This window comes from Streptomyces sp. NBC_01267 (assembly GCF_036241575.1).
In the GTDB taxonomy this organism is placed as follows: Bacteria; Actinomycetota; Actinomycetes; order Streptomycetales; family Streptomycetaceae; genus Streptomyces.
This window is the reverse complement of the sequence record NZ_CP108455.1, coordinates 521,045-547,446: the sequence shown is the minus strand read 5'-3', so window position 1 is coordinate 547,446 and position 26,402 is coordinate 521,045. Positions and strand designations below refer to the sequence as shown.

The 26,402-nt window shown below is 70.6% G+C and carries 26 protein-coding genes; 16 read left to right on the top strand and 10 right to left on the bottom strand.

What is annotated here, in order from left to right:
* Positions 1-25 precede the first annotated feature (25 nt).
* The 6 genes from OG709_RS02690 to OG709_RS02665 all read right to left on the bottom strand — a co-directional run bounded on the left by OG709_RS02690 (position 26) and on the right by OG709_RS02665 (position 5,515).
* Complete coding sequence (locus OG709_RS02690) at positions 26-646, bottom strand: TetR/AcrR family transcriptional regulator (RefSeq protein ID WP_326695382.1); 621 nt, start codon at positions 644-646, stop codon at positions 26-28.
* A 90-nt stretch (positions 647-736) separates the two neighbouring features.
* A complete protein-coding gene (locus OG709_RS02685; RefSeq protein WP_266644436.1) occupies positions 737-1,972 on the bottom strand; it encodes a carbohydrate-binding protein in 1,236 nt (411 codons plus the stop codon).
* A 200-nt stretch (positions 1,973-2,172) separates the two neighbouring features.
* On the bottom strand, positions 2,173-3,252 hold the full coding sequence (locus OG709_RS02680; RefSeq protein ID WP_329164640.1) for a phosphatidylinositol-specific phospholipase C domain-containing protein: 1,080 nt from the start codon (positions 3,250-3,252) through the stop codon (positions 2,173-2,175).
* Between the two features lie 137 nt (positions 3,253-3,389).
* The gene (locus tag OG709_RS02675; protein ID WP_250300212.1) at positions 3,390-3,881 is read right to left on the bottom strand and encodes a cupin domain-containing protein; all 492 of its coding nucleotides are present in this window, start codon (positions 3,879-3,881) and stop codon (positions 3,390-3,392) included.
* A 132-nt stretch (positions 3,882-4,013) separates the two neighbouring features.
* Entirely contained in the window at positions 4,014-4,340 is a 327-nt protein-coding gene (locus OG709_RS02670; RefSeq protein ID WP_266644439.1) for a hypothetical protein, read from the bottom strand.
* Between the two features lie 134 nt (positions 4,341-4,474).
* Positions 4,475-5,515, bottom strand: a complete 1,041-nt coding sequence (locus tag OG709_RS02665) for a glutathione S-transferase family protein (protein WP_250300208.1) — start codon at positions 5,513-5,515, stop codon at positions 4,475-4,477.
* Positions 5,516-5,676: 161 nt separating this feature from the next.
* On the opposite strand from OG709_RS02665, the gene OG709_RS02660 reads away from it, so the two are divergent.
* Both OG709_RS02660 and OG709_RS02655 read left to right on the top strand, forming a co-directional pair.
* Positions 5,677-5,904, top strand: coding sequence for a hypothetical protein (locus tag OG709_RS02660; RefSeq protein WP_250300207.1), 228 nt, complete (start codon positions 5,677-5,679; stop codon positions 5,902-5,904).
* Positions 5,901-6,914 carry a phosphotransferase family protein gene (locus OG709_RS02655; protein WP_443068527.1) on the top strand — a complete coding sequence of 338 codons (1,014 nt, stop codon included), beginning with the start codon at positions 5,901-5,903 and terminating at the stop codon, positions 6,912-6,914. The genes OG709_RS02660 and OG709_RS02655 overlap by 4 nt, the downstream gene beginning before the upstream one ends.
* A 161-nt stretch (positions 6,915-7,075) precedes the next feature.
* Here the strand turns inward: OG709_RS02655 and OG709_RS02650 are convergent, their stop codons facing one another.
* A complete protein-coding gene (locus OG709_RS02650; protein ID WP_329164638.1) occupies positions 7,076-8,278 on the bottom strand; it encodes a hypothetical protein in 1,203 nt (400 codons plus the stop codon).
* 232 nt (positions 8,279-8,510) lie between these two features.
* Here OG709_RS02650 and OG709_RS02645 point away from each other — a divergent pair, with 232 nt between their 5' ends.
* From OG709_RS02645 to OG709_RS02625, 5 genes are all read left to right on the top strand, one after another.
* On the top strand, positions 8,511-9,653 hold the full coding sequence (locus tag OG709_RS02645) for an LLM class flavin-dependent oxidoreductase (RefSeq protein ID WP_250300202.1): 1,143 nt from the start codon (positions 8,511-8,513) through the stop codon (positions 9,651-9,653).
* A complete protein-coding gene (locus OG709_RS02640; RefSeq protein WP_250300199.1) occupies positions 9,650-10,342 on the top strand; it encodes an FMN reductase in 693 nt (230 codons plus the stop codon). Before OG709_RS02645 ends, OG709_RS02640 begins: the two co-directional genes overlap by 4 nt.
* Positions 10,343-10,371: 29 nt before the next feature.
* The gene (locus OG709_RS02635) at positions 10,372-11,250 is read left to right on the top strand and encodes an LLM class F420-dependent oxidoreductase (protein WP_326695385.1); all 879 of its coding nucleotides are present in this window, start codon (positions 10,372-10,374) and stop codon (positions 11,248-11,250) included.
* 244 nt (positions 11,251-11,494) lie between these two features.
* Positions 11,495-13,339, top strand: coding sequence for an exo-alpha-sialidase (locus tag OG709_RS02630; RefSeq protein ID WP_329164635.1), 1,845 nt, complete (start codon positions 11,495-11,497; stop codon positions 13,337-13,339).
* A gap of 49 nt (positions 13,340-13,388) precedes the next feature.
* Positions 13,389-14,486 (top strand): right-handed parallel beta-helix repeat-containing protein, encoded by a 1,098-nt coding sequence (locus tag OG709_RS02625; RefSeq protein ID WP_329164632.1) that lies wholly within the window; start codon positions 13,389-13,391, stop codon positions 14,484-14,486.
* A gap of 28 nt (positions 14,487-14,514) precedes the next feature.
* Here the strand turns inward: OG709_RS02625 and OG709_RS02620 are convergent, their stop codons facing one another.
* Together OG709_RS02620 and OG709_RS02615 are read right to left on the bottom strand one after the other, a co-directional pair.
* Positions 14,515-15,477 carry an acetylxylan esterase gene (locus tag OG709_RS02620; protein WP_266644448.1) on the bottom strand — a complete coding sequence of 321 codons (963 nt, stop codon included), beginning with the start codon at positions 15,475-15,477 and terminating at the stop codon, positions 14,515-14,517.
* A 124-nt stretch (positions 15,478-15,601) separates the two neighbouring features.
* A complete protein-coding gene (locus OG709_RS02615; RefSeq protein ID WP_374211253.1) occupies positions 15,602-16,348 on the bottom strand; it encodes a FadR/GntR family transcriptional regulator in 747 nt (248 codons plus the stop codon).
* A gap of 124 nt (positions 16,349-16,472) precedes the next feature.
* Here OG709_RS02615 and OG709_RS02610 point away from each other — a divergent pair, with 124 nt between their 5' ends.
* From OG709_RS02610 to OG709_RS02580, 7 genes are all read left to right on the top strand, one after another.
* Positions 16,473-18,065, top strand: a complete 1,593-nt coding sequence (locus OG709_RS02610) for an ABC transporter substrate-binding protein (protein ID WP_250300189.1) — start codon at positions 16,473-16,475, stop codon at positions 18,063-18,065.
* A gap of 66 nt (positions 18,066-18,131) precedes the next feature.
* Positions 18,132-19,082: an ABC transporter permease gene (locus tag OG709_RS02605; protein WP_250300187.1), complete on the top strand. Its 951-nt coding sequence runs from the start codon at positions 18,132-18,134 to the stop codon at positions 19,080-19,082.
* A 1-nt stretch (position 19,083) separates the two neighbouring features.
* A complete protein-coding gene (locus OG709_RS02600) occupies positions 19,084-21,141 on the top strand; it encodes a dipeptide/oligopeptide/nickel ABC transporter permease/ATP-binding protein (RefSeq protein WP_250300185.1) in 2,058 nt (685 codons plus the stop codon).
* Entirely contained in the window at positions 21,138-22,142 is a 1,005-nt protein-coding gene (locus OG709_RS02595; protein WP_250300183.1) for an oligopeptide/dipeptide ABC transporter ATP-binding protein, read from the top strand. Before OG709_RS02600 ends, OG709_RS02595 begins: the two co-directional genes overlap by 4 nt.
* Positions 22,139-23,068: a dihydrodipicolinate synthase family protein gene (locus tag OG709_RS02590; RefSeq protein ID WP_250300181.1), complete on the top strand. Its 930-nt coding sequence runs from the start codon at positions 22,139-22,141 to the stop codon at positions 23,066-23,068. The genes OG709_RS02595 and OG709_RS02590 overlap by 4 nt, the downstream gene beginning before the upstream one ends.
* 152 nt (positions 23,069-23,220) lie before the next feature.
* The gene (locus OG709_RS02585; protein ID WP_266644457.1) at positions 23,221-23,688 is read left to right on the top strand and encodes a DUF5954 family protein; all 468 of its coding nucleotides are present in this window, start codon (positions 23,221-23,223) and stop codon (positions 23,686-23,688) included.
* Positions 23,689-23,710: 22 nt separating this feature from the next.
* Positions 23,711-24,466, top strand: coding sequence for a type 1 glutamine amidotransferase (locus OG709_RS02580; protein ID WP_326695389.1), 756 nt, complete (start codon positions 23,711-23,713; stop codon positions 24,464-24,466).
* Between the two features lie 40 nt (positions 24,467-24,506).
* Here OG709_RS02580 and OG709_RS02575 read toward each other — a convergent pair whose 3' ends face one another.
* The gene (locus tag OG709_RS02575) at positions 24,507-25,184 is read right to left on the bottom strand and encodes a transcriptional regulator (RefSeq protein WP_329164628.1); all 678 of its coding nucleotides are present in this window, start codon (positions 25,182-25,184) and stop codon (positions 24,507-24,509) included.
* Between the two features lie 153 nt (positions 25,185-25,337).
* Here OG709_RS02575 and OG709_RS02570 point away from each other — a divergent pair, with 153 nt between their 5' ends.
* Positions 25,338-25,658, top strand: coding sequence for a hypothetical protein (locus OG709_RS02570; protein ID WP_250300172.1), 321 nt, complete (start codon positions 25,338-25,340; stop codon positions 25,656-25,658).
* A 49-nt stretch (positions 25,659-25,707) separates the two neighbouring features.
* Positions 25,708-26,397, top strand: coding sequence for an adenosylcobinamide amidohydrolase (locus OG709_RS02565; protein WP_401274445.1), 690 nt, complete (start codon positions 25,708-25,710; stop codon positions 26,395-26,397).
* Positions 26,398-26,402: the final 5 nt, after the last annotated feature.

The window sequence follows — 26,402 nt, the reverse complement described above, 5'->3', positions numbered from 1 at the left end:
TTTCGTACAGTGCGCCGCAGCGGGGTCACCCCTGCGGCAGTTCGCCGGCGAGAGCGGCGAACGCGGCATGAACGATGCCGGGAAGGGCGTCCTCGCGGGAGCTCCGGACCCAGGCCGCCTGGGCGGCCACCAGAGCACCTGCCCCGGCACCCACCAGAACGGCTGGGCGCAGATCGCGCTCGTGGTCGACACCCATACGGGCGGCGAGGATGCGGATGGAATCCGCCTGGGCCTCGACGCGGATGTGCTGGAAAGCCGCGTAGAGCGTCGGCTCACCGTCCGCGATCCGCATGAGTTCGAAGATCCGGGGCCGCCGGTGCCAGGCCGGGTGCGCGTCGTCGCTCAGCCAGTCGTCGACCGCGTTGCGGTAGGCGACCAACGGCGGCTCGTCGGCCGGCCGGGACCGCAGGGCGTCGTTGATCCGGTCGCCGTCGGCCCGTACGGAGTCCAGTACCGCGTCCTCCTTGCTGGAGAAGTAGCGGCTGAACGTCCGGCGGGTGACGTCGGCGCGGTCGGCGATGTCCTCGACGGTGACGGCCTTGAGTCCACGGTCGCACACGAGGGTGCAGGCGGCCTCCGCGAGCGCTTCCCGGGTCCGGCGGGCCTTGCGGCCACGCCGGTCCTGGCCGGGTCCCTCATCGTTCATGTCTTCACCGTACACCTGAGAATGTCCCACTGGGACAAGTGACCCGGCGGGACATTTCCCGGATGGTTCGATGCTTTCAGCCGTGCGGTGTCAGCAGGCTCCCTGGTCCCGCCAGACGCCCGAACCGCCGGTGGCGCCGGGTTCCTCGTTCTGGGTCCACCACTGCGCCTGCCAGGTATGTCCGTTGTACGAGACCAGGTTGCCGCCCGTGTAGGCGGTGGCGCCACTCCAGGCGGCGGCGCTGCACGAGCCGCCCGGAGGGGTGGGGGAGGTCGAGACCGGTGGGGTCGTCGGCGGTGTGGTGGGGGGTGTGGCCCCGGCGAACGTCACCGCGTACTTGGCGAACTCCCACGCCGACTGCGGCACGCTGCTGCAGGTGCCGGACGTGGTGCCGTTGTCCGGCGGGCTGCACTCCCGGTCGCGGTTGAGCGACCAGAAGGTGAAGCGGTCCATGTGGTGGCTGGTGGCGTAGTCCAGGACGGTCTGGAAGTCCGCCTGCCGGAAGTACTCGCCGGTGTCGCTGCGGCCGTTCATGCCGGAGAAGCCCTCGTGGGCGTAGGCGGTATCGGCGCTCCAGCCGAAGGTCGACTGGAGGATGGCGTTGAAGTTGGTCAGGGCGCTGGTCTGGGCGGCGGCTCCGCTGAAGCCGCCGTCGAAGGGCATGATCGAGAAGTTGTTGGGCGTGAACCCCTGCGCCTTGGCCTCGTTCAGCATCTGCTTGCCGAACCAGCCGGTGCCGTCGGCCGTGCCCGCGGTGGTGACCGAGACGTAGAGGCCCGGGTTGTTCTGCTGGAGGATCTTTGCCGCGCCGATCTCGTGGGCGACGGCGGCCGTGTTCTCGTACTCCGGCTCCTCCAGGTCGAAGTCGATGGCCTTCAGCTGGTACTTGGTGATGACCTGCTGGTAGGCGGCGGCGGTCGAGGCCGCGTCGGGGCAGGCCTGGCCGAGTTTGGTGCCGCCGTAGCCGCCGATGGAGACGGACACGTCACCGCCCTTGGCCCGGATCGCGCTGATGACGGAGCCCACCGCCGTGTCCGAGGAGACGGGCGAAGTGCCGCCCCAAGTGGGGCTGCAGCCGCCGCCGTTGGGGGCCAGGACGAAGGCGAGCTGGAACGCCTTCAGGCCGGTCGCGTCCATGATCGCGCCTGCGTCCGGCGGGTTGTTGTCCGTGGGCATGAGGTAGGGCGCGGCGGCGTACCACCGGTTGCTGAGCGCGGTGGTCCCGGTGGTGGCGCCGGAAGCCTGGGCGGTGGTGAGCGCGGTCAGGCCGGCGGCGGCCAGTGCGGCGGTCGCCACTCCGCAGAGCAGGGCACGGATGCGTTTCATTCGACGGTCTCCTGAGTGAGGGAGGGGCCGCCAGAATCGAGTGCTGTCGGGTGCGCGTCAACGACTTGGACTAGACCATTGCCAATCCTTGGAGGTCGAACCGGAGGGGATCGGGTCGAACCGGAACGGGTCGAACCGGAACGGGCCGGGTGGCGGGGTGCCCCGTGGTCCGCGCCCCTCGTGGAGGCGCGGACCGGTGGTCAGCCGCGTGGCAGGGCCGACGACTGGACCTGGGGGAGCAGGGTCCAGTCGTTGGAGACGATGCTCGCGTGGGCCTTGGCGAGCTGGGCCACGCGGGCCCGCGCGTCGGCCTCGGCCGGGTTCTTGTCGTCCAGTGCGGGTGCGACGTTCTGTGCGTCGGTCATCATCAGCAGGTAGTGATGCGTGTCGTACCAGGCGGTGTCGATGGAGCCGTAGGAGGCGGCGTCACCGTCGAAGAGGACGAACCAGGGACGGAGCGAGGCATCCGTGTACCGCGACCGGGGGTCCCCGGCCTGGGCGTTGTGGACCGCGGGGAAGACCTGCGCCTGGGCGGTCCGCCCGGCGGTGTGCAGGTCGCGCAGGTACCCCGCGTACTCGCGGTCCGTCCACAGTGAGTCGGTGGGGTTGTTCTCCTCGACCGTGCCGGGAATGACCTCCAGGATCACCTTGCCCGCGAGCTGTGCGCGCGTGGGCCAGTTGCCCGCGGTGGCCGCTTCGTCCAGGGTGGCGTACTCCCCGCCGTCCGGCTTGGCGAGCAGATCTGCCGGGCGGAAGACGGCGGAGCCGAGGTGGGCGCTGATGGTCTGGTCCAACTGGGCGGGCCCGAGGCCGAGGTTGTTCTGGAAACCCGCCTTCATCTCCAGCTTGATCATCAGCGGCGCGTGCCCGGGGTGGGCCGCCAGCCAGACCCGCACATCGTCCAGGCAGCTCTCCAGGTCCTTGTTCGCGCCACCGCTGTAGAGCTGGTCGGGCGTGGTGGCGTTCACGCAGTTGTTGCTGTTGCCCAGCGGGTTGGAGTGGCTGACTTTCCACTCCTTGGTGACGATGTCGTCCCAGACGTCCAGTTCGATCATCGAGGTGCCGGTGTCCAGGGCCTGGGCGAGATAGGGGAAGGTGGCCGGATCGTAAGTGTTGTGAAGGCCCGACCCGGTGGCGCCGGAGAGCGGCAGCGAATCGGAACCGGCCGCGGCGGCGTTGCCGGTACCGCCCGCCGCGGTGAGCGCGAGACCCGCGGCGGTGATGCCGAGCAGTGCGGCGCGCAGGCGGAGCGGAAGGCGTCTGAACCGTTGACCTGACATATGTCCTCCTGTGGGGATGACTCTCCGCCGGACCCTCGCAGCCTGCGATGAATCGACGGAGACATGTCAAGCAACATAAACGGGAATGCTTCTGTCAGGACCGGAAACCGGCTGAAGTGGGATTTCCCGAAAGGGGTTTAACCGGTGGGAAGTTCGTCACCGCACCGGCTGCAGAAGCGCGCCTCGGACTCCCCGGTCAGCCGGCCGCAGCCGGGACAGACCCGGTGGAGCAGACACGGTGCCTCGCCGCCCGCACGTTCCCCTGCGGGCGACGCGATGGAGAGACCGGCGCGTCGGCGGTGCACGGTGAGGTAGACGAGCCCCCCGGGGCCGGCGGTCAGGGCGCGCCGGACGCCACGCGGCAGCCAGGCGAGTGTCCCGGGCCGCAACTCCTGCTGCCCTTCTGCCGTTTCCAGCTGTCCGTCGCCGTCGAGCACACACAGCAGTACGTCCAGATCGGGCTCGACATGTCCGGCGACCCCGGTGCCCGGCGCGAGGCGGATCGTATTGGAGTCCAGCTGGCGCGCCGGGTCGGTGAGCCGCCACAACGCACCGCGCTGCCCGTCGGCCGCGTCGCGGACGAGGCGGGCCGTATCGGCGACGACACCGGGGGCGAAGGGCGAGGACAACGTTTCCTCCTGCGGACGGGCTGCGGGCTGACATGGGATGTTAACGCCCGCCCGCACGCGGCAGCCCAAGCTTCCGTAACCCGGCAATCCCGTACGCCCGCACTCGGGAACCGTGCCCGACCGCCCGGATGTTCAGCCGCGCACGCCCAGTTGGACGGACACCCCGGCGCGCCCGTCCAACTGGTGCGTGGTGTCCTGGTGCAGCAGGCCGATGAGGCGGTCCGCCTCGGCACGCGTCAGATGGAGCAGCATCGCGTCCTCGGGACGTGCGGGGCCCGGCGGTGCGATCACCATCCTCGCGGTGCTGGCACCGGCCGAGTCGGTGGTGAAGGAAGGCGGAAAGGCCTGGCGCCAGTTGATCAGCGCATCCCTGAGCCGGCCGTGCGGAGAGCTCAGGTCGCGCGCGACCCAGCCCGTCGTCACCTGAGCGAGATGATCGAGTTTCTGGGAATTCGTCACTGCTCGATTCTCACCGCACGGTCCGCCGGACGCTCGCTGGGAGCGCGCGAAGAGTGACGGGTTCCGGCAGCACCTCACCCGGTGCCGGGACCCGTCACTCCTCGCCCTTCCGGTGGCCGGACCGGCCGCGCGGGTCAGCGCCGCGGGGGACGCCCGGCCACGCCGATCTCCTCGCCCGGTGGCACCGGCCCCGGCGGGGTGCCGTCCCCGAACGGGCGGCCACCCAGCTGCTCCCGGTGGTGCGGGGTCAGCCAGCCCGACAGGTCCGGGCCGACCGGCACGATGCCGGTCGGGTTGATGCCCTTGTGCACCTCGTAGTAGTGCCGCTTGATGTGGTCGAAGTCGACGGTGTCGCCGAAGCCGGGCGTCTGGTAGAGATCCCTCGCATACGCCCAGAGGACCGGGTCCTCGGTCAGTTTCGACCGGTTGCACTTGAAGTGGCCGTGGTACACCGCGTCGAACCGCACCAGCGTGGTGAACAGCCGGATGTCCGCCTCGGTGAGCGTGTCACCCACCAGGTAGCGACGGTCGGCCAGCCTCTCGGAGGTCAGGTCCAGCCGCCGGAACACGGCACGGTAGGCGTCCTCGTACTCGCTCTGCCCGGCCGCGAAACCCGCTCGGTACACCCCGTTGTTGACATCGCGGTAGATGCCCTCGACGACCTCGTCGATCTCACCGCGCAGCCGCTCCGGGTAGAGGTCGGGCGCGCCGGGCCGGTGCAGCGCCGTCCACTCGGTGGCGAGGTCCAGCGTGATCTGCTGGAAGTCGTTGGTGACCAGCTTCCCGCTGGGTACGTCCACGATCGCGGGCACACTCACCCCGCCCGGGTAGTCCGCCTCCCGCGCGTCGTAGGCCTCGCTGAGGAAGCGGATGCCGAGCACGGGGTCCCGGTCGTCCGGGTCCAGGGTGAAGCGCCAGCTCCGGTCGTCCTGGATCGGGTCGGTGACGCCGAGGGAGAGCGCGTCCTCCAGACCGAGCAGCCGCCGTGAGACGAGAGCACGGCTCGCCCACGGGCAGGCCAGGCTGACGACCAGCCGGTAGCGGCCCGCCTCGACCGGCCAGCCGTCCCGTCCGTCCGCCGTGATGCGGTCCGCGAAGTGGCTCCTGGACCGCTTGAACGGCTTCTTCCCGTATCCGCTGTTACCGTCCTCGCCGCTGTCGGTGGGGTGGTTCATCACCGTGCTCCTTCCCGTTGGCTGAAGCACAGTGTGCCGTCCGGCGCGCCCCGGGCAGGGGCCTTCCGTCATGTGCGCCGGACGGCGTGGCGCCGCCAGGACGCGCCGGCGGTCGCTGCGGTGACCGCGCCGGACCTCCCGGACGGGGAGGCCGCCCCGCGGTGACCCGGCTGCCGGACGTCTGCTGGATGGTCTGTGCGGGCATCCCCCGGCCGGTCGTGACCGGACTGTCTACGATGATGCGCGAGCGGGAGCCGACTGCGGCCGTGCGCCGGGCAGTTGCGGTCGAGGAGTACGGGCTGCGGCTCCGGCCGGGCGCGGGGGACGGCGAGGACGGACGGCGGCGTACGCCGGAACCGCCGTCATGGATCGAGGGGGAACAGAATTGACCGGACACCGTGCGGATGCGCTCACGAGGGTCGTCGCCGCTCTCGGGGCGGCCGGGGTGGCGGAGGACCGGACGGTACGCTGCGAGCCGCTCGCCGGCGGCACGTACAACACCGTCTTCCGCGTCACGCTCGTCGACAGCCGTGACTGGGTGGTGAAGATACCGCCCGCCGGGTCGGCCGGGCTCAGCTACGAGCGGGATCTGCTGAAGGGTGAGATCGCCTTCTACACCGCGGCGGCCGGACTGGACCCGGCGGTCCCCGAGGTCGTGCACAGCGAACTCGATCCGGAGGCCGCCGCGGGGCGGCACGTGATCATGACCGCGCGCCCCGGCGCCCCCTGGCACGAGTGCGACGCCGGGATGCCGGACGGAGAACGCAGCCGCCTCCGGCGCCGGCTGGGACGGCTGACCGGGCGCCTCCACACGGTCACCGGGCCCGGTTACGGATATCCCGCCGAGCCCCTGGGTCCGTTGGCGGCCACCTGGCGCGAGGCCTTCACCTCGATGACGGACGCGCTGCTCGCCGACGCGGAGCGGTACGGGGCCCGGCTGCCGCGTCCGGTGCCGGAGATCCGCCGGGTCCTCGCGGGCGCGTCGGACGTACTCGACGACGTCACCCGGCCCGCCCTGGTCCATTTCGATCTCTGGCAGGGCAATCTGCTGCTCGACGGGGCGGCGGGGGAGCGGAGCCTCAGCGGTGTCATCGACGGCGAGCGGATGTTCTGGGGCGATCCGGTCGCCGATTTCGTCTCTCCGGCGCTCTTCGGGAACATCGAGGACGACAAGGACTTCCTGGCCGGGTACGCGGAGTCCGGCGGCCCCGTGCACTTCGGCGTCTCGGTACGTACCCGGCTGGCGCTCTACCGCTGCTACCTCTACCTGATCATGCTCGTGGAGGTGGTGCCGCGGGAGGCCGGGCCGCAGGAGCGGGAGTGGAGCCGGGATCACGTGGGACCACAGCTCGTTCTGGCACTGACGGAGCTGGAGTCCGCCTCGCACCGCCCGGTGTGAGCATCTCGCACGGCCCGGCATGAGCACTCGTGAGCACGTCGGACGGCCCGGTGCACGTCGCGCGCCGCCGGATTCCGCCCGCGGCGCGCGACGTCACCCCCGTCATCCCGTCATCCCGTCATCCCGTCGGCCCGGCGAGGCCGGAGCGGTGCCGGACCCCGTCAGCTCGTCGGGGTCGGAGCCGCGCCGAACCCCTCGATCACCGGGTGCCAGGTCGGCTGCAGCCGAGGCAGCGTGGAGCCGACCGCCCAGGCGCTGGGGCCGCCCGGCCGGGCGTGCGGGACGGTGGTCACGCCGAAGAGTGAGGCTCCCTTGCCGTCCGGTCCGGTGGCGGCGGGCACGATGCGCCAGGCCCGGCCGTTCCAGCGCATGGTGAACGCCGGTGTGTCCACGCCCTGTTGTTCACCGACGGCCCACAGCCCACCGCGGCTGTCCGCGGACACCGCGTGCAGATTCGCGTCGGCCTTCGGCACGGCGACGGACGTCCAGCTGCGCCCGTCCCAGTGCAGGGCCAGTGGGTGCGAGGTCCCGTCGGCCGGACCGCCGCCGCCGACCGCCCAGACGTCGTCCGGTGCCACAGCGGTGACCGCGGTCAGCGACTCGCCCTGCCCCGCGGTGTGCGGGGCGTCGACGATCCGCCAGGACCGGCCGTTCCAGTGCTCGGTCAGCGGGCGTCCGGCCCCCTGGGCGTCGTACGCCACCCCGACCGCCCACACCCCGCCCGCCCCGTCGGCGGTCGCACCCTGGAGCATGGCGTCGCCGCCGGTGCCGGGGGTGGGGACGGACGTCCAGCTGTGGCCGTCCCAGTGGTAGGCCAGCGGGCGCGGCGTGCCTACCCGGTCCTCCGCGGTGACCCCGACCGCCCAGACGTCGTCGGCCCGTACGGCGGCGAGCGCCGACGGATACGCCGACCTGTCGGCGGGCTCCTGCGGCAGCGGGACCGAGCGCCAGACCCGGCCGTCGAAGTGTTCGGCGAGCGAGCGGTCCTGGGCGGCGGGGGCGTCGTTCCAGGTCCCGACGGCCCAGACGTCGCGGCCCGAGAGCGGCAGCACGGCGTCCAGCTGACCGGCACCGGAGTGGCCGGTCACGGACGTCGCCCGCCAGGCCCGCCCGTCGAAACGCTCGGCGACGGGGACGTCCACCCCCGTGGTGTTCTCCCGGTAGCCCACGGCCCACGCGTCCGCCGGGCCCCGGGCCGCCACCCCGCGCAGCTCCTCGTCGCGCTGCGGCCCCGCGGGACTCCAGGTGTGCCAGGCCTCGCGGGGGACGCCGTCGTCCGCCAGCGCCGGGGCCGTCGCCGCCACCGTGGCGGCCAGCGCCGCGAGGGCGAGCCTCCCGCCGCGTCGCATCCCTCTCCAGTGCATCAGTGACTCCCTCTCCCGCGGGCTGTCTCCCGGGCGCCGCCCGGACTGTCGGCGTGCCAACGGCGCCGGACGGGCGGAGGGTACGGAGGGTCACCCGGATGAACAGTGGCTGATCGCGGGGGCCGGAACGCGAGGCCGGAATACGGGGCCGGAATACAGGTGGAGGGTCCACCGTTGTACGATTCAGTTCAACATTCAACTAATGGCTTCAGGGCTTCGAGAGGTGAGTGCGATGCAGTTCGGGATCTTCACCGTCGGTGACGTCACGACCGACCCGACCACGGGGAAGACGCCGTCCGAGCACGAGCGGATCAAGGCGATGGTCGCCATCGCGCTCAAGGCGGAGGAGGTCGGGCTGGACGTCTTCGCGACCGGCGAGCACCACAACCCGCCGTTCGTCCCGTCGTCCCCCACGACCATGCTGGGCCACATCGCGGCCCGGACCGAGAACATCATCCTCTCCACCTCGACCACCCTCATCACGACGAACGACCCGGTGAAGATCGCCGAGGACTACGCGATGCTCCAGCACCTGGCCGACGGCCGCGTCGACCTGATGATGGGGCGCGGCAACACCGGACCGGTGTACCCGTGGTTCGGGCAGGACATCCGGCAGGGCATCCCGCTCGCCGTGGAGAACTACGCGCTGCTGCACGAGCTGTGGCGCAAGGACGTCGTGAACTGGGAGGGCAAGTTCCGTACGCCGCTCCAGAGTTTCACCGCCACACCCCGGCCGCTCGACGGTGTGCCGCCCTTCGTCTGGCACGGCTCGATCCGCAGCCCGGAGATCGCCGAGCAGGCCGCCTACTACGGAGACGGCTTCTTCGCGAACAACATCTTCTGGCCCAAGGACCACTTCAAGCGGCTGATCAAGTTCTACCGCGAGCGCTTCGCCTTCTACGGGCACGGGACGCCGCAGGAGGCGACCGTGGGGCTCGGCGGGCAGGTGTTCATGCGGAAGAACTCGCAGGACGCCGTACGTGAGTTCCGTCCGTACTTCGACAACGCGCCGGTGTACGGGCACGGCCCCTCGCTGGAGGAGTTCACCGAGGAGACGCCGCTGACCGTGGGCAGCCCGCAGGAGGTCATCGAGAAGACGCTGGCCTTCCGTGACTCCTTCGGCGACTACCAGCGTCAGCTGTTCCTGATGGACCACGCCGGCCTGCCGCTGAAGACCGTGCTCGAACAGCTCGACATCCTCGGCGAGGAGGTCGTCCCCGTCCTGCGCGAGGAATTCGCCAAGGGCCGCCCGGCCGAGGTGCCGGACGGTCCCACCCACGCGGCGCTCGTCGCCGCACGTGACGCGAGCGCGTCCGAATCGAGCAGGCCGGGCGCGGGAGCGTCCGGCGGGAAGAACACGGAGGTGACGGCATGACGCCCCTGAAGCTCGTAGCCGTGTCCGCCGGCCTCAGCCGGCCGTCGTCGACCAGGCTGCTGGCCGACCGGCTGGCCGAGGCCACCACGGCGCAGCTCCCCGACGCGGAGGTCGAGGTGCGGGTCGTCGAGGTGCGCGATCTGGCGACCGCCATCGCCAACCATCTGGTGACCGGCTTCCCGAACCCGGCCCTGCGCGACGCCATCGACGCGGTGACGGAGGCCGACGGCCTGATCGCGGTGACGCCGGTCTTCACCGCCTCGTACAGCGGGCTGTTCAAGTCGTTCTTCGACCTGATCGACAACACCGCGCTCACCGGGAAGCCCGTCCTCGTGGCGGCGACCGGCGGTACCGCACGTCACTCGCTGGTACTGGAACACGCGCTGCGCCCGCTCTTCTCCTATCTGCGGGCGGTGGTCGTCCCCACGGCCGTCTACGCGGCTTCGGAGGACTGGGGCTCGGACGGTGACGCGCAGACCGAACACCTGCCGGGGCGCATCGCGCGGGCCGGGCGGGAACTGGCCGCCCTGATGGCGGGCCGGGCCGCGGTCGGCGGCGCCGAGGACGCGTACGAGAGCATGCTGCCGTTCGCGCAGCAGCTGGCAGGCCTGCGCGCCGACCGGCCCGCGAGCGCCGGATCCGGAACGGTCCTGGGCCGGCCGGGTGACAGGCAGGACGTACTGGAATAACCCGCGGGACGGGGCGCGTTGGGGCCTCCATGACCTCTGACGCGCACGCCCGTTTCGGCAGTATCGGTATCTGGAGTTCGGCCCTGCACCCCACGGATCCCGGCCGCCGCGGCGAAGTGGACGACGCCGTGGCCGAGTTGGACGAGCTCGGTTACGGCACGATCTGGATCGGTGGCAGCCCGTCCGTCGACCAGGCGGCTCAGGTCGTCGGAGCGACCCGGCGGATCACGGTGGCGACCGGGATCCTGAGCATCTGGCAGCACCGGGCGGCCGACGTCGCTGACCGGTTCGAGCGGATCGAGAAGAGCCACCCGGGCCGGTTCGTCCTGGGGCTGGGGGTCAGTCACGACGCGCTCGCCCCGCAGTACGCGCGGCCGTATTCCGCGATGGTCTCCTACCTCGACGCGCTGGACGCCGCGGCCCACCCGGTCCCTGCGGAGCGCCGGGTACTGGCGGCGCTCGGCCCGAAGATGCTGAAGCTGTCCGCCGGGCGGGCCGCCGGCGCGCACCCCTATCTGGTCACCGCGGAGCACACGGCGCAGGCCCGCGCGGCGCTCGGCCCGGACGCGCTCCTCGCGCCGGAGCTCAAGGTCGTACTCGACCCGGACCTGGACCGGGCGCGAACCGTCGCCAGGGGCACGCTCGCCATGTATCTGCAACTGCCCAACTACACCGACAACCTGGTCCGGCTCGGCTTCGACGCGAGCGACTTCACCGACGGCGGCAGCAACCGGCTCCTGGACGCGCTGTTCGCGCTGGGCGGTCCGGAAACCGTGCGGGCCCGGGTGGACGAGTACCGGTCTGCGGGCGCGGACCATGTCGCCCTCCAGGTGCTGGAGGGCGACCGCGCTACGGACCTGCCGCGCGACGGGTGGCGCACGCTGGCATCGGTCTTCTCACTCGGCTGACCCGGCCCTTCCGGCGCGGCCCTCAGGGCTGTCGCGGGAAGGCCCGCCCGAGCTTTTCCTGCGGCCTCGCGGCCTCGTCCGCGGGGCCGCTCCCCGTGTCCGGGGCAAATGGCAGCTGCGTACAGGCTATTGACGCCTCTGTGCGACCACTCCTAAGGTCTCGACCACTTGATGCATGACGTCTGACGTCCTTCGTCAGGTGTTCTGCCAATCCCCCCTCTCGCACCAAGGAGTGTTCGAGCTGATGGCATTGACGTGGAGAGCGGCAACACCCATGCGCCGCTGGGCTGTTGGTCTGCTGGGACTGACTGCGGTGGCCGGTACCTCGCTGGTGACGACGGCCCCCGCTTCCGCCGCGACCGGCAGTCAGTCGGTCGTGGTCAGCCAGGACTGCACGAGCAGCCGGATCCGGGTGGTCCTGCTCAACCCCACCTCGGCCGCGACGACCTTCACCGTCACCTGGCCGGGCGCCGGTACCTGGACCAGCGCGGTGGCTGCCGGTGACCGCAGCGACCTGTACTTCACGAAGCCCAGTGGTACGGACTACTCGTTCCACACCACCACCCCCCAGGGGCTGGACAACACCACCTCGGGCACGCTGAACTGCAGCACGTCCATGGCCGCACAGGTGAGCACCGAGTGCCCGCGCAACACGGACGGCTCGCTGCCCGCGACCCACCGGCTCAAGCTCACCCTGGTCAACAGGTCGGACGCGGCGAAGACGTTCACCGTCGCGTGGCCGGGACGCTCCGGTTCGCCCTGGACCCGTACCGTCGCGGCGCGCAGTTCGGACGACTCGCTCTACTGGACGGTGGCCAACGGCGCCGCCTACAGCCTCCACACGACGGCCACCGGCTTCGACCGCACCGAGAGCGGCACCGCGACCTGCGGCCTGGGCGTGGGTACCCCGGGGATGAACACACAGACCCTGTTCGAGGCCCGGACCAGCACCTCCGCCGGAACGCCGATCTCCGGGATGAACCGCCGGAACGCGGCCGGTACCGGGTACGAGAGCTACACCGGCACCGCGGTGTCGGTCCGTATCCCGTCGATGGCCGTCACCAACAACGGCACGATCATCGCCATGACCGACGCCCGGGTCGACTCCGCCGCCGACCTCGGCGGCGCCAGCAACAACATCCAGGTCGCGATGCGGCGCAGCACCGACGGCGGCGCCAGCTGGACCCCCGCGTCCACCGTCGCCCACACGGACACCACCACCGAGGGGTACGGGGACAGCAGCCTGCTGGTCGACCGCTCGGCCGGTCCCAACGGCAAGGTGTACGCCTTCATCAACTACGCACCCGCGCCCGGCGTCGGCTACTACGGATCCAAGGCGGGCTCCAACTCCGCGACCGACAAGACCGCGATGCACATCCGCTACATCAGCTCCACCGACAACGGCGCCACCTGGAGCGCCCCGGTCGACCTGAACCCGCAGGTCAAGAGCGTCTCGTGGGCAGGTATGTTCGCCTCGTCCGGACACGGCATCCAACTGTCGAGCGGCCGGCTGGTGCAGCCGATCGTCTACAACGAGTCGGGCGTCGACCACGCCGGCAACATCTACTCCGACGACCACGGCGTCACCTGGCACGCGGGTGCCTCGGCCGGGACCGGAGTGAACGAGAACAAGGCGATCCAGCGCAGCACCGGTCAGGTCGTACAGAACCTGCGCTCCAACAGCGGCGGCAACCGCTGGTACGCCACGGCCGCCGACACCGCCGCGGGTACCGACGTCGCGGGCGCCTTCGGCACGGCCTGGAACTCCGGTCTGATCGACCCGGGCTGCAACTCCGACGAGCTCTCCTACCTCAAGCCCACCGACGTCTCAGCGAGCGGTTACCCCACCAGGACCGCTGTCGCCCTGCAGAGCAACAACGCGTCCACCGGCCGCAGCGAGCTGACCGTACGGGTGAGCAAGGACGACGGGGTGACCTGGCCGCACCAGGTGCTGATCAAGTCCGGCGAGGCCGGCTACTCGACCACGGCGGTACTCGGCAACGGGTCGATCGGTGACCTGTACGAGATCGGCGCCACCGGCGGCATCGTGTTCAGCAGCTTCACACTCGACTGGGCCCAGCAGTCCTGACCCCGTCCCCGTACCACGCACCGCACGAAACAGAGGAGTTGCAGCAGACATGAATCCGGCATCGGGCGGTCCGTCGCTCACTCGCAGGGCGCTGGCCGCCGTCGCGGCAGCAGGTACCGTGACCGCGCTGGCACCGGCCACCCCCGCGAGCGCCGCGACAGCGGCGACGGGCCTCCCGGTGCTGGCCGTGGGCGCCGACTGGGCGTCCGTACTGGCCGCGACCCCGCAGGTCCAGCTGGTACCCGGCGCCACCTACACCCTGTCCGCCACGGTCGAACTGCCCGACGGCTGCCGGATCGTGGGCAACGGGGCAACCGTCACCGTCACCGGGGACACGATCGGTGCGCTGAAGGCCACCGGCCGGAGCGACATCACACTCACCGGCATCACCTTCCTCGGCAGGACCGCCGACCCGCTGGGCTCGGCGGCCTCCTTCGGCCACGTCGGCCTCCGGCTGGACCGCTGCACCAACACCCGCGTCCTCGACTGCGACTTCACCCACTGGCGTGGAGCGGGGATCGCGGTCACCGGGTCGGCGAGCGACGACTACTTCGCCTACCGGTCCAAACTGCGGGGCAACACCTTCGACCGCTGCTACTTCGGCGTCTCGATCGCCGACCGCTGCGAGTACTCGGTCCTCAGCGACAACACCTTCACCTACTGCCGGCTCGCCATCTGGAACTCGTCGGGCAACTGGACGATCAACGACAACTCGGTGATGGGCTGTTACGGCGCCTACTACTCGTTCGCCCGCACCAGCCCGTACGGGTCCCTGACCTCGGACAACTGGAACCACGGAACCCTGAGCGGCAACACGTTCAACCACTCCAACGGCGGGGCGAAAGCCCTGTGGAGCGCCAACGCGGCCTTCCCGGTGGGCGGTTCGGCGCTGGATCCGGGCTCCGGCATCGTCGTGAACGGACTGCTGCCGCCGACCTTCACCGGCAACACGCTCTGGTACACCGACATCCGGGCCACCGACCTCGCGGGCACCGGCTGGCTGCTGTCCGGCTGCACCCTGTCGAACCTGACGGTCACCTGCACCGGAACCGCGCCGGTACGCGTGGTGGGGACCCAGTGCAACGGCGCCGCCGATGCGCCCGTGTTCAGCGGCCGGGTCACTGACGTACTGGCCGCTCTGGGCTGACACCGGCGGCGCCGGGAAGGAGGCGTGATCAGCCGATCAGCTCCCGCACCCAGGCGAGTTGCAGCGCCCGGTGGTGTTCACCGCCGCCCTCGTGCCCGTTGAAGCCGTAGACCTCGACCTGCTTGGGACCCGCGTACGCGTGGTAGGCGCCGAAGCAGGTCGACGGCGGGCAGATCGGGTCCATCAGCGCGATGGAGAAGAACGCGGGGGCGGTGGCGCGCGCTGCGAAGTGCACCCCGTCGAAGTACGAGAGCGTCTCGAAGACGCTCTGCGCGCGGTCCCGGTTGAGCTGGAGGTACTCGGCGATCTCGGTGTACGGGGGCATCGCGGCACGCTCCACCCCGCGGCGCATGTCGCACAGGAACGGGACGTCGGGCATCACCCCGGCCAGCCCGGGTACCAGCCCGGACACCGCGAGAGTGATGCCGCCGCCCTGGCTGACCCCGGCGACGACGATACGGTCGGGGTCGATCTCGGGGTGGCTGCGGGCGGCCTCCACGCACCGGACCGCGTCCGTGTACAGCCGCCGGTAGTAGTGCGTTTCGGGTGACTGCACGCCCCGGGTGAGGAAGCCCGGCACCGGGCCGACGCCCGAGGGGCCCTCGTCGGGGGTGCAGCCCGGGGCCGACGACCAGCCCTGACCGCGGGTGTCCATCACCAGGTGTGCGAATCCGGCCGCGGGCCAGAGCAGGTTCTCGTGGGCCAGTCCCCGGCCGCGCCCGTACCCCAGGAACTCGACCACGCAGCCCAGTCGGCGCGGCGGCCCGGCGGGAAGGCGGAGCCAGCCGCGGACCGGGGCGCCGTCGAAGCCCGGGAAGGTCACGTCGTAGACGCGTATCTGGCTGAGGCCGCTGTCCACCGGTGTGAAGACCGGCTCGACGGGCCTGGAATCGGCGAGTGTGCCGGCCCAGAAGGTGTCGAAGGCCGCTGGAGCGGTCGCTTCCGAGCGGTAGGCGAGACACTCGGCAAGTGTGAGATCCGTCAGTGGCATTCGGCACTCCTCCACAACCATGACATATGACGTCAGACGTCTTGAGGGTTGTGACGATAAGACGGGCCCGGCCCCTCGTCAAGATCAGGACGAGGGGCCGGGCCCGCAGGGGCAGGGGAAGGGGTCAGTCGGCGGCCGGAACCGCCGCCCGCGCCTCCTCGACCCGTCGCCGCACCGGCGCGTAGTGCTCGGCGATGGCGCGCGCGAAGGCGTCGACGTCACCGGCGCGGGCGGCGTCGACGATCCTGCGGTGATTGGCCACGGTCTCGGCCTCGTCCTTGCTGGTGATCACCCCGAGGTGGGGCACCACGATCGTGTAGACGTCCCAGAACGCCAGCGACAACTGCCCGATGAGTTCGTTGCCCAGCGGGGCGACCAGCAGGGCGTGGAAGGAGCGGTCGGCCTCGACGAAGCCGGTGCCGTCGCCGCTGCCGGACCGTTCCATGTCGTCGACGATCCGGTACAGCGTGTCCACGTGCTCGGTGTCCAGGGAGGCGACGATCCGCTCGGCCATGCCGCGTTCGAAGAGCTCGCGCACGTCCACCAGGTCCGACATGACCTTGAAATCGTCGTCGCGGCTGAGCAGGCCGCGGAAGGTGAGTCCCTCCACCAGTGCGGACAGGCTCAGCCGTCCGACGTAGGTGCCGTGTCCGTGCCTGACCTCGACGATATCGAGCGCGTCCAGCGTCTTGACGGCCTCGCGCACGCTCGACCGGCTCGCCCCGAGTGTCGCGCTCAACTCGCTCTCGGTGGGCAGCGGGTCTCCCGGACGGAGCTTGTTGTCCAGGATGTAACGCTTGATTCCCTCGCTGACCTCCTTCCTCAGCAGGGAACGCCCCTGACGTCCTTCCAGGATTTGCCTGCTCTCCACCCCTTGACCCCTCTCCTTGTCCCAGCTACGTTCACACGTTATCAGCCATCAGACATCAGACATCGGACAAGTAAGCTCGCCCGATGCCGACGCTGTTTCGTTCCCCCGCACCAAGGAGGGCCCCGTGTCTCAGAAGACACCTGCCAGAGTCGACCGCCGTAGCTTCCTGCGCTTCGCCGGGGCGGTGGGTGCCGCCGCCGCATTCACGGGCACTCTCGCCGCCTGTGGCGGCCCCGCCTCGACGAAGGGCACCTCCGCCTCGTCGGGTGACAAGACCACGATCGAAGCCGGCATCTCGTACGCGCTGTCCACCGGCTTCGACCCGATGACCTCCTCCGGTGCCACCCCGGTGGCGGCCAACTGGCATGTCTTCGAAGGCCTGGTCGACCTCGACCCGGTCACACTGGTCGCCCGGCCCGCGCTCTCCACCAAGATGCCGACGAAGATCGACGCCACGACGTACCACGCCACACTGCGTGACGGCGCCACCTTCCACGACGGCTCGGCCGTCACGCCCGAGGACGTCGTCTTCAGCTTCGAGCGCATCCTGGACGTCAAGAACGCCTCGCTGATGGCGCAGTTCCTGCCGTTCCTGAAGAGCGTCAAGGCGGTGGACGCCAAGACCGTCGAGTTCAAGCTCAAGTACGCGTTCGCGCTCTTCCCCTCGCGCATATCGGTCGCCAAGATCGTCCCGAAGAAGATCGTCCAGGCCGACCAGAAGGGCTTCGACGCCAAGCCGGTCGGGTCCGGTCCCTACAAGCTCGTCTCCGCGACGCGCGAGGACAAGATCGTCTTCAAGAAGCACGCGGCCTACAACGGCCATTACCCGGCCAAGGCCGAGAACATGGTGTGGAACCTGGTCTCCGACGCCTCCGCCCGGGTCAGCGCCATGCAGTCCGGCCGCGTCCAGGCGATCGAGGACGTTCCCTACATCGACATGGCCGGGCTGGAGAAGAAGTCCAAGGTCGAGTCGGCGCAGTCCTTCGGCCAGCTCTTCCTGATGTTCAACTGCACCAAGGCGCCGTACACCGACAAGCGGGTCCGGCAGGCCCTGCACTACGCCCTGGACACCCAGAAGATCATCACCACCGCGATGGGCGGCGGCGCGACGGCGGCCTCCGGGTACCTGCAGACCACGCACCCCGACTACCGCAAGGCCTCCACGGTCTACACGTACGACAAGGCCAAGGCCCAGCAGCTGCTGAAGGACGCCGGCGTCAAGGGCCTCAAGGTGAAGCTGCTCCTGACCGACACCTCCTGGGTCCAGGACATCGCCCCGCTGGTCAAGGAGTGCTGGGACGCCGTCGGCGTCCAGACAACCCTGGACATCGGCCAGTCCTCCGCGCAGTACGCCAAGGTCGACCAGGGCGACTTCGAGGTGCTCGTCGCGCCCGGCGACCCGTCGGTGTTCGGCAACGACGTGGACCTGCTGATGCGCTGGTTCTACGTGGGCACCTGGCCCGAGTCCCGGTTCCACTGGTCCGGCACCGCCGAGGCCAAGAAGGTCGTCAAGCTGCTCGACGAGGCGGCGCAGGCCACCGACGAGGCGAAGCGCAAGGACCTGTGGGGGCAGGTCACGGACATCGTCGCCGAGCAGGCCCCGCTCTACCCGATCCTGCACCGCAAGCTGCCCACCGCCTGGGACGACAGCGCGCTCTCCGGCTTCAAGCCGGTTCCCACCACCGGTCTGTCCTTCCTGGACGTCGCCCGCGCCTGACCGGATCGCCGGCGCCGGGTGCACCCGGCGCCGGCCGTACCCTCCCAAACCGCAAGGAACCTCACGATGGTTGCTTTTCTCCGGCTCGCGTTGCGCCGTATCGCGATGATGCCGGTGATGATTCTCGGCATCACGCTCCTGGTCTTCGTGGTGCTTCAGTTCTCCCCGGCCGATCCGGCCTACAACGCCCTCGGAGAGAGCTCGACTGCTGCCGCCCGCGCCGCGTTCGCCGAGGCCAACGGCCTCAACGACCCGCTGCCGGTACGCTACTTCGACTTTCTGAAAGACCTGGTCCACGGCAATCTCGGCGTGACCGTGCCGCCCAGCCAGCAGGTGGCCGACCGCATCTCGGTGGCCTTCCCGCTCACCCTCCAACTCACCCTGCTGGGCCTCGTGCTGGCCGTCGTCCTCGCGGTGCTCCTGGGTGTGACCGGCGCCGTCTTCCGTGACCGGTGGCCCGACCAGCTGATCCGCGTGCTGTCCATGGCGGGTGTCGCGGTGCCTTCGTTCTGGCTCGGGGTCCTGCTGATCCAGCAGTTCGCCCTGCGCTCCCCGATCTTTCCCACCGGGGGGTACATCAGTCCAGCGGACTCCTTCAGCGGGTGGCTGAAGTGCATGACGCTGCCCGCGATCTCCCTCGCCGTCCCGGTGGCAGCCTCGCTGGCCCGGCTGATCCGTACCTCGATGGTCACCGAACTGGACCGTGACTACGTACGCACCGCCACCGGCAACGGCCTGCCGCGCCTGCTCGTCATCCGCGGTGTCCTGCGCAACGCGCTCGTCACCCCGCTGACCGTGCTCGGCATCAAGGTCGGATATCTGCTCAGCGGCGCGGTCGTCATCGAGGCGATCTTCGACCTTCCGGGCATGGGCAAGCTGATCCTCGAAGGCGTCACCGGCGGGGACGTGGCGCTGGTGCAGGGCACTGTCCTCACGATCGCCATCGCGTTCCTTGTCGTCAACGTCATCGTCGACCTGCTCTACCTGCTGGTCAACCCGCGTATCAGGACGGTGTGACATGTTCACTGGCCGCATCGGCCTCGCCAAGAGGCTGTCCCGCCCCGGCATCCGCTTCCGCTCCCTGCCGGTCACTTCACGCATCGCCCTCGGCCTGCTCGTCGTTGTCGTGCTCGCCGCGATCTTCGCACCCCTGGTCGCCTCCGACCCGCTCGCCACCGGGATGCCTGCTCAGTCACCCAGCGGTGACCACTGGTTCGGCACCGACCGGGTGGGCCGCGACATCTTCGCACGTGTCGTCTACGGCGCCCGGTACTCACTGATGATCGGACTCGGCGCCACAGCCGTCGCCGTCGTACTCGGCGCGGTCATCGGCTCGTTCGCCGCCACGTCGCGCAAGTGGGGCGACGAATCGGTGATGCGGACCCTGGACATCGTCATGTCCTTCCCGCCGATCGCGCTGGCCGCCGTGCTCGTCACGGTCTTCGGCTCCAGCGTGCCCGTCCTGATCTTCACCATCGCCTTCGTGTACGTCCCGTCGCTGGCCCGCGTGGTCCGCGCCAACGTGCTCTCCCAGTACGGCGAGGACTACGTCGCCGCCGAGAAGGTCATCGGCGCCCGCCGCAGCTACATCGTGCGACGCCACGTGGCGGTCAACTGCGCCGCGCCCGTCATGGTGTTCGCCACCGTGCTCGTCGCCGAAGCCATCATCTTCGAGGCCAGTCTGTCCTTCATCGGCGCCGGTGTGCAGGACCCCGAACCCAGCTGGGGCAACGTCCTCTCCTACGGCCGGCAGATCCTGCTGTCCGGCGGCTGGTGGGCCACCCTCTTCCCCGGGCTCGTCCTGCTGATCACCGTACTGGCCCTCAACATCCTCTCCGAGGGCCTCACCGACGCCTCCGCCGCGCCCGGCGGGGCCAGGGCCGACCAGGTCGATCCCGCAGCCACCGCCGCGGTCGGCGCCGCCCCCGCGCCCACGCCGGCCGGGCAGGAGACGGTCGAAGACCCGGACGGACAGGCCGTATCGGGTGCCGCGGCCGACGGCCTCGCGCAACAGGCCGTGGACCAGGACACCGTGAACGAGGCCCTGGCGGCGCTCGCCGCCCAGGTGCTGCGTACCCCGTCGCGGATCACCCCCGTACCGGACACCGCGGCCGAGCTGCTGGCCGTGAAGGATCTGGCCATCCGCTTCCCGGACCGCTACGGCGACGTCAAGGTCGTGGACGGCATCTCCTTCACCGTCCACGAGGGCGAAACCCTCGGACTGGTCGGCGAGTCCGGGTGCGGCAAGAGCATCACCAGCCTCGCCGTCATGGGCCTGCTGGCGCGCAACGCCGAGGTCAGCGGGGCCATCGAGTACCGCGGCCGGGACCTGCTCACGATGAACCCCAAGGAGCGCCGCTCCCTGGCGGGACCCGAGATCGCGATGGTCTACCAGGACGCGCTCTCCTCGCTCAACCCGTCCGTACTGGTCGGGACCCAGCTCAAGCAGCTCACCTCACGCGGCGGCACCAAGACCCCCGCGGAACTGCTCGAACTGGTCGGTCTCGCACCGGAACGCACCCTCCGCAGCTACCCGCACGAGCTCTCCGGCGGCCAGCGCCAGCGCGTGCTGATCGCCATGGCGCTCTCCCGCAGCCCCCGGCTGCTGATCGCCGACGAACCGACCACCGCGCTCGACGTCACCGTGCAGGCCCAGGTCGTCGAACTCCTGGTCCAGCTGCGCGACGAACTCGGCTTCGCCATGGTCCTGGTCTCCCACGACCTGGCACTGGTCGGCGACCTCGCGCACCGCATCGCGGTGATGTACGCGGGCCAGATCGCCGAAGTGGGCGCCACCCGGCCGCTGCTGACCGATCCCGCGCACCACTACAGCCGCGGACTGCTGGGCTCGGTGACCTCACTGGAGACCGGCGCGGAACGCCTGCACCAGATCAAGGGAGTGGTCCCCGCCCCGAAGTACTTCGGGACCGGCTGCCGCTTCGCCTCCAGGTGCCCGGCGGCCACCGAGCTCTGCCGCACCACGCCCCCTGCCCTGACCGACCGCAGCGCGGACGACCACGGCTTCGCCTGTCACCACCCGGCGGTCCCCGCGCTGCTGGAGAAGAGTGCCCGATGATCCAGCTCGAAGGCGTACACGTCCGCCACCGCGCCCGCAGCGGCGGCCTGTTCCACCGCGACTCCGTCCACGCCCTGACCGACGCCACCCTGCAGGTCGAACGCGGCGAGATCGTCGGCCTGGTGGGTGAGTCCGGCTGCGGGAAGTCCACGCTGGCCCGGGTCCTCACCGGACTGCAGAAGCCCACCGAAGGGCGCATGCTCTTCCGTGGCGAGGACCTCTGGGAGATCCCCGCGGCACGGCGGCGGCGCGAATTCGGCTCGGCCGTGGGCGTCGTCTTCCAGGACCCCGCCACCGCGCTCAACCCCCGGATGTCCGTGGGCCGGATCCTGCGCGACCCGCTGGACGTGCATCAGCGCGGCACGGTCCAGGAACGCGAGGAGCGGGTCGAGGAACTCCTCGATCTGGTCGGCCTGCCGGGGCACACCCTGCGGGCACTGCCCAGCCAGCTCTCCGGGGGCCAGCGGCAGCGTGTCGCCATCGCGCGAGCACTCGCCCTGGAACCGGAGCTGATCGTCGCCGACGAACCCACCAGCGCGCTCGACGTGTCGGTCCGTGCCCAGGTGCTCAACCTGCTCATGGACCTGCGGGCCCGCCTCGGCCTCGGCATGGTGTTCATCTCCCACGACATCCAGACGGTGCGCTATCTCTCCGACCGTCTCGCCGTGCTCTACCTCGGCCGGATCGTCGAACAGGGCACCGCGTCGGCCGTCGCCTCGGCACCCGCACATCCGTACACCGAGGCGCTGCTGTCAGCGACCCCCAGCCTGCTGACGACCACCGAGCGCATCGTCCTGACCGGGCCGGTGCCCTCGGCGACCAACCCGCCGACCGGCTGCCCGTTCCGTACGCGCTGCTGGAAGGCGGAGGACGACTGCGCCACGGTCTTCCCCGTGGCCACCGGCCCCGACGAGCACCGCTGGCACTGCGTCCACCCCCAGCCGGCCGTGGCGAACACGGCCGCCGCACTCCCCGACACCACCGCAAGGAGCACGTCTTGACCCCCCGCACGCCCCGCATCCACGGAGTCGTTCCCCCCGTCGTCACCCCGCTCCTGCCCGACGGGCAGGTCGACACCGACTCCCTGGAAAAGCTGGTCGCCTTCCTGATCGACGGGGGAGTGAACGGCCTGTTCGCTCTCGGCAGTTCCGGCGAGGTCGCCTACCTCACCGACCAGCAGCAGGCCACTGTCCTCGACGTGATCGTCGGCGCGGCCGGCGGTCAGGTGCCCGTCCTCGCCGGAGTCATCGAGACCACCACCAACAAGGTCGTCGAACGCGCCGAGGCCGCGGCCCGCCAGGGCGTCGACGCCCTGGTCGCCACCGCCCCCTTCTACACCCGCACCCACGCCACCGAGATCGACCGGCACTTCCGGCTGATCTCCGCGGCCGTGGACCTGCCCCTCTTCGCGTACGACATCCCCGTCTGCGTCAACAACAAGCTGGACCGCTCACTGATCCTGTCGCTGGCCAAGGACGGCGTGCTGGCCGGCGTCAAGGACTCCAGCGGCGACGACGTGGCGTTCCGCCGGCTGGCCATCGACCTGAAGGAGATGCCCGAATTCGCCCTGCTGACCGGGCACGAGGTCGTGGTCGACGCCATGCTGCTCGGCGGCGCCGACGGATCCGTACCGGGTCTCGGCAACGTCGACCCGCACGGCTACCGGCGTCTGCACGACGCGGCCGACCGCGGCGACTGGGTGGCCGCCAAGGCCGAACAGGACCGGCTGGCCGAGCTGTTCGACATCGTCTTCGTCGCCGACCCGGCCACCTCGTCCGGGACCTCCGCCGGCCTCGGCGCGTTCAAGACCGCGCTCCAGGTGCGCGGCATCATCGCCCACAACACCGTCAGCCCGCCCATGCGCCGCCTGGACGAGCAGGAGACCAGGGCGATCGCCGGGATCCTGGACCGGGCCGGCCTGAAGTAGCAGCGCTGTCCCAGGGGTCCGTGGGCGCGGTCGCGCGCGGACCCCTGGGACGATCCGCGCCGTGTCCGGCCCCGGCGCACGTCGCGGATGCCGGGGCCGGACACCACGCTCAAACCTTCCGACGACGCGGCCGGGGGCGTGATGATGGCCTCATGAGCGATCACGACGAGACCGCGGGCAGCCAGAGCGCTTTCGACGAGGAAGCGCGACAGGTACTCGCGGTCGGCGCCCGCGAGGAGAAGCTGCGCCGCCGCTACCCGATCGAGTCGACGTCATTCGAGCGGACCCGGATGGCGCCCTACACCGCATACGCGGCCATGGTCCTCGAAGGTGCCGGCTGGCGGCAGATGTTCCCCGCCCAGCCGAGCGAGGACGAGGCCCGCCTCGATCTGGCCGCGGTCCTGCGCCAGCTGACGGCGCACGCCCCGGCGGGCGCCCGCTACGCCCAGGCCGCCGAGGCCGTCGAGAACGGGGCGGACCAGATCATCATCGGCGAGCGCGTCTACCGCATCGTCCGTGTCGAGCAGACCGTCATCATGACGGAGTACGGGCCCGAGCCCCCGCAGGGTACGGACAGTCCGTTCCCGGAGGAGTTCGACGACCGGGAGTCCGAGCACTGAACCCGCGTGGTCGAATGGCGGGATGAGCGAACGACAGGTATCCGCGCCCCGGGTCCTCGTGGTGCAGAACACTCCGGACGGCGGCCCCCGCCGGGTCGGATCCTGGCTGCGGGACGCCGGGTTGCACCTGGATGTCGTGCACCCCTGGAACGGCGACCCGCTCCCCGAAGGGCTCGGGCGCCGTGCCCTGGTCGTACTCGGCGGCGGCTATCTTCCCGACGACGACCAACGCGCACCCTGGCTCCCGGGAACCCGCGCCCTGGTGCGCGAAGCTCTCGACGCAGGCATCCCGATGCTGGGAATCTGCCTGGGCGGACAGCTCCTCGCCCAGGTGGCCGGAGGCACGGTCCAGGGCGGGACGGGGACCCCGGAATGCGGCAGTACGCCGATCCGGCTGCGCGCCGAAGCGGCCGGCGATCCCCTGTTCCAGGGGCTGCCGGGCGTGGTTCCGGCCATCGAACGTCATGTGGACACCATCACCGGGCTGCCACCGGGCAGCACCTGGCTCGCGGAGAGCGACGCCTGCCCCCACCAGGCGTTCCGGGTCGGCGACCGGGCCTGGGGTGTGCAGTTCCACCCGGAGGCAGAAGCCGCGCACATCGCGGCGTGGGACGAGCAGGAGCTCCGCGCCCTCGGATTCGATCCACCCACACTGATCGCCGCGGCGGAGGCGGACGCGCCGTTGTCCGCCGACGTCTGGGGCGAGTTCACCCGCCGCTTCGCCGGTCTGGTCGCCGCCGGAGCGAGTCCGTCCACGGGTGTGCCCGTCGCGACCTGACCCGCTGCGACGGGGAACCCTCTGTCCGAGGTCAGGAGAGTCAGGCGAGCCGGGCCAGGGAGTCCCAGAACATCGACTCGTAACTCTGCAGCAGCCGTCCGTGCCTGCGGGCGACCGTGATGTCGAAGGTGCTGCCTGGTCCGGCGTCAAGTCCTGCCTGTACCGCGGCCGTTGCCTGTGCGTCGAGACCGGAGGCCGGTTGTGCGAAGAAGTCGAAGAATCCGCAGGCCTTGTCGTCGAAGCCGTAATGGGTGCGCAGGCCCTGCGCGATCGTGGCGCAGTAGCCGCCCCAGGCAGCGAAGTTGGCGGTGAGCGCGAGGGCGGCCTCGGCCGGTCTGCCGGTGAGGGCCAGCCTGGCCACGTACGACGGGTAGGCCTGGCAGCCGGCCGTCGGCTCGTACCCGGTGACGTCGGCCTCGTCGAGTCCGCACGCGGCGATCAATGCGGCCAACTGCTCCAGAGCGGCTTCCTCACCCTCTTCGAGACTCGTGAAGAAGGCCGCGGCGGCGCTCTCCCGGCGCTCCGTGCACCGCACGGCGAGGTGGTGGAAGGAGCTGCGGTCGCTCGCGATGATGTGCCGCTGTTCAAGCGCGAGCGCACGGAGCGCGCCGAGGCGGGCCGTACCCGCCGCGATCAGCGGAACGAGGGGGTTGGCCGCTGCGGCCGGTGCCAGTTCGGCCTTGCCGGCCCTGAGCAGGTCCTGTGCGGTACGCCCCATCTCCGTGCCCCTTCGTTCGCGTACGCAGTCACCGGTTCACACCACGCTACCGGCCGGCCGGACAAGTGCCAGGTCGTCCGGTAGCTGCCGTGCATGTCACGAGCTGCGGTGCCATAATCGAAATGCGCTCGAAAGGCTGAAAGGCGACCCGCCATGACCTGGGCATCGTGGACAACCAGCGGAATCTTCGCAGGACCCGGCGGGGTCCGTACGGAGGAGATCGGCGTGCTGACCGGCGACGTCACGGTGCACACCACGTGGTCGGACGATCAGGTGCAGTTCGCCGTGCAGTACAGCGGCTCCTCGGACTGGTTCACGCTCACCGGCAGTCCTGTGCCCTGTGGCTCCGAAGCGCTCAGCCGCGAACTGCACCAGATGGTGGTCGAGGCGATTCAGGCCGGCGGAGGTGCCACCGCTCTCGCCGCGCAGAGCCTGGCCACGGAAGAATCAGCCACGGACCGCCCCGAGGGTTAGGGCCGCAGCCCGCATCCCGGCGCGCGGTTGTCGCGCGTTAGGGTGCGGGGTGCTGACGAGAGCTGCGGGGCCGCGTTCCCTCGATGACGTACGGGTGCTGGACCGCGAAGAAGAGGGTGGGTCCTGGCCGCTGCTCCTCTGGACGCCCGGCCCCGGCAATCGCATGATCTCCAGCGCCGTGCTGGGCGGTGGTCTGGGTGAGCGGCACTGGGTGCTCAACGCTCAGGTCCGTGCAGGCTACGCACGGACGGACAGCGAACGCCACCTGTCCGAACTCGCCGCGCAGGCCGGCGCCACGGGCCCCGGAGTCGGCCTGATGACCGCTGCTTCCGTACGGAACGCCCGTTCAGCCGTGGACGGGGAGGCGCAGGCCCTGGTCACCGCGGGCATCGGGGTGCACGGCTGGGCCGCCGCCCCGGGCATCGGCAGCGCGGCGCCCCTGCCCGCGGGGACGATCAACATCATTGTGGCCGTTCCGGTGCCGCTGACGGACGCGGCGCTGGTGAACGCGGTCGCCACCGCCACCGAGGCCAAGGTCCAGGCGCTGCGTGACGCGGGCGTCGACGCCTCGGGAACGCCCACCGACGCCGTGTGCGTCGCGGCCCGGGATCCGTCGCTCGGCCCGCCCGGTGCCGTGGAGTCCTTCGCGGGACCCCGGTCGCGGTGGGGCGCCCGGATCGCCCGCGCCGTGCACCGCGCCACCTACCTCGCCTGCCTGCCGTCCGACGCGGCGAGGTGAACGAG